Annotated in this window: 4 protein-coding genes; 2 read left to right on the top strand and 2 right to left on the bottom strand. The window is 63.1% G+C overall.

Going from position 1 to position 2,920, the window contains the following annotated elements; all coding sequences use genetic code 11:
* Both AC1DRJ_RS23320 and AC1DRJ_RS23315 read right to left on the bottom strand, forming a co-directional pair.
* The coding region (locus tag AC1DRJ_RS23320; RefSeq protein WP_477804228.1) for a PDR/VanB family oxidoreductase at nucleotides 1-890 on the bottom strand (890 nt) is incomplete at its 3' end.
* Entirely contained in the window at nucleotides 887-1,399 is a 513-nt protein-coding gene (locus AC1DRJ_RS23315; protein WP_477804227.1) for a dimethylamine monooxygenase subunit DmmA family protein, read from the bottom strand. The genes AC1DRJ_RS23320 and AC1DRJ_RS23315, both read right to left, overlap by 4 nt.
* Before the next feature lie 223 nt (nucleotides 1,400-1,622).
* Here AC1DRJ_RS23315 and AC1DRJ_RS23310 point away from each other — a divergent pair, with 223 nt between their 5' ends.
* Both AC1DRJ_RS23310 and AC1DRJ_RS23305 read left to right on the top strand, forming a co-directional pair.
* Nucleotides 1,623-2,768 (top strand): ATP-binding protein, encoded by a 1,146-nt coding sequence (locus AC1DRJ_RS23310; protein WP_477804226.1) that lies wholly within the window; start codon nucleotides 1,623-1,625, stop codon nucleotides 2,766-2,768.
* Nucleotides 2,737-2,920 (top strand): response regulator (locus AC1DRJ_RS23305; RefSeq protein ID WP_477804225.1); only part of this gene is annotated, 184 nt, incomplete at its 3' end. The genes AC1DRJ_RS23310 and AC1DRJ_RS23305, both read left to right, overlap by 32 nt.

Here is a 2,920-nt window from a genome sequence, read left to right as displayed (position 1 = left end):
ACACAGGGCATGAGAAAGTCGGCCTGCTCGGCGGGGCTCAGAAAACTGTCGCGGTGTTCGATGTCGCCGCCCACGTGGCGGGTCATGCACTGGCCGCAGACCCCGCCGCGGCACAGGTTGGGGATCTGCAACCCAGCGGATTCCAGGGCTTCGAGCAGGCTTTGTTCGGTGCCGACTCGCAGGCGCCGACCGCTGCGCAGCAGTTCCAGATCGAAGGATTGGCCCGGTTGTGCGGCATTGAAGGCTTCCCAGTGCACCCGACCGGGCGGCCAGCCGAGTACCTTGGCCTGTTGCCGAACCGCGTCGAGCAACGGTTGCGGACCGCAGGTGTAAAGGTGGCTGCCCAGCGGTCGATCACGCAGGATCCGGCTGAGGTTCGGGCGGCTGGCGTAGGTGTGCAGGCGCGATCCCAGTCGCTGTTGCAACGCCTCGACATAGGCATCGCTCAGGCCCGGACGACAGAGGTAGTGCAATTCGAAGTGGGCCTTTTGTTGTTCCAGGGCCGCGATGTAGGCCATGAACGGCGTGATGCCGATGCCACCAGCGATCAGAATGTGCAGGCTGGCGGTCGAGTRCAGGGCGAACAGATTGGYGGGCGGCGAAATCTGCAGCGTGTCGCCGACCTGGACCTGCCGATGCAGGTAGTGCGAGCCGCCGCGGGAGGCCTCCTGCAGGCGTACTGCGATGCGGTAATGCTGGCTGTCCGCCGGGTCGCTGGTGAGTGAATAGGCATTGCGCAGCTTGCCCTCGGCAAGCGGCAGGTGAACCTGCACATGACTGCCGGGGGAGAAAACCGGCAGGGGCCCGCCGCACGCCTGCAGGGTGAATTCGCGCACCACTGGGGTAAGCATTCTCGCCGCGCTGACCCGCACTTCGATTACGGCGCTCATGACCCGACTCCGACGTAAGGCTGGTCGGGGTTGGTGCAGACGCCGAGGTACGCCCCGAGACGGCGGGAAAAGTGCTCCCGGACTTCCAGCCCTACATCGCAACCGATGCAGGTCAGCAGTGGCTCCGGCCCGGCGGCCTGAGTAAGGCCGCAGTGCACGCAATACACCAGGCGCGCACCGGCAATCGTGCGGGTGATATCGATCTCGTCATTTTCCAGTCCGGCGCTGCAGGCCTCGCCGTGGATGCGCCAGATAAATGCCTCGTCGCCCATGATGTAGAGATGGCTGCCGACGGTGGCGCTGACCAGCACCTGATGCAGGCGCCGGGAAAAGTCGGCGCTTTCGCCATTCAGCACCAAGGACCGTTCCAGTTCCCCGACAACGGGCGAGCAGGCGGCCGCCGATTGCATGACCACGATGTGCCGGGTGACGTATTCACGAGGCAGCGGCTGGCGATAGCGCGGGAGGCTGTGTAGTCGGTCAGGGGCGGCGCTGTGTCCATCTGTCATGTGGGCTTTCCTGGCTGATCCGCGCCCGTCGAAGGGCGAGAAAGGTGGCGTTGGACTGGGAATTTGTTTCCTGTTGGGGAAGATATTTTCTTATGGGGAAAATTTTCTCAATCCGGAAAAAGGGCTATGTCTTTGGAGATAAGTCCTGCGCAACGGCTGTTCGGGGCATGGAAGTTGCTGGTCTTAGCTCAGGGCTGAGCAACTGGACGGGGAGTTATCGATAGTGCGAACACGACCGCAGTGGTGGCCGCTCTGGTTGGGGCGTATTCGCCCCGAACAGGCACGCAACGTGCGCAAACTGCTGGCCGGATTGCCCTTGTGTCAGGTGCACGCTGACGGTGCCTTGTCGGGTTTTCTGGATCGTTTCGAAGCATTGTTGCCAACCTGCAAACTGAATCTGATCCTGGGTGGCGAAGACTTGGGGCCGGCACGGCGCGGATTGCTCGAGGGCTGTCAGGACGTTGCGCGTTGCCCTTGGAGTGACTCGACACTGTCTGAGACGGCTCAGGCCTGTGGCCCTTGCCGGCAACGGGGCGTACATCGCCTGCTGTGTGCCTTGCCGCACAGCGACGATTCGAGCAAAGGGGTGTTGTTGCTCGATACCCCACAACCCGTCCACGCCAGCTGGCGCCAGTTGCTGGAAGAGGCGGCGCAGGCGGTCGGCGTCACCGTGCGCTTGCGCTGCCACACCCGTGAACAACAGCGCAAACAGGCCACGTCCCGGCACGGCGCCCTGGCCCGCGAGCTGCACGATTCGGTGGCTCAGCAGTTGGGTTACCTGTCGTTCCAGGCGCGTTTGCTGCAGTCGCAGTTGGGCGAGCCTGCGCAGGCCAGCACCGCGTTGCAGGAACTGTGCGGCGGCTTGAGTCTGCTGCAGCGCCAAGTGCGCGAGCTGATCACCAGCGCTCGACTGACCATGGACGGGCGCTCGCTGCGCCAGGCCCTGGCCGACTCTGTCGCCGAGTTCTCGCGACGCTGCATCATCGTTTTTGAACTGGACAATCGCTTGGCTGATGATGCTTTGAGCCCGGAAACCGAATTGCAGATTCTGCAGATCATTCGCGAGGCACTGGCCAATGCGGTACGCCATTCCCATGCACGGCATGTGCGCATCGAGTTGCGGCAAAACCAGGACGGTGATGCTTCTGTTTCGGTGGAGGATGACGGTATCGGACTGAGCCCGGCGTCATTGGAGGAAAACCATTTCGGCCTGGCGATTATCCGCGAGCGCGCCGGGAGCATTGGCGCCCGACTGACCATTGAGGCGATCCGCCCGCACGGGGTCCGCGTACACCTTGGCCTTCGCCGTCACCAAGACCTGCCACAGGGGAGTTTCGATGGACTGCACGACCTTATTACTGATCGATGATCACCCATTGTTTCGCAAAGGACTGGCACAGCTATTCGGCGCCAGCGACGACTTCGAAGTGGTGGGACAGGCCGCCAGTGGCCGCGAAGGCATCAACCTGGCCGTGAGCCTGGCGCCGCAACAGGTCTTGCTTGATCTGCACATGCCCGGCT

It is taken from the genome of Pseudomonas sp. P5_B2, assembly GCF_056400445.1.
Note: the sequence above shows the minus strand (reverse complement) of the source record. Positions and strands in the feature narration are given on the sequence as shown.

Excerpts from the sequence above, each read along its gene's own strand:
- AC1DRJ_RS23315 (WP_477804227.1), bottom strand. The coding sequence starts at position 1,399 with ATGACAGATGGACACAGCGCCGCCCCTGACCGACTACACAGCCTCCCG.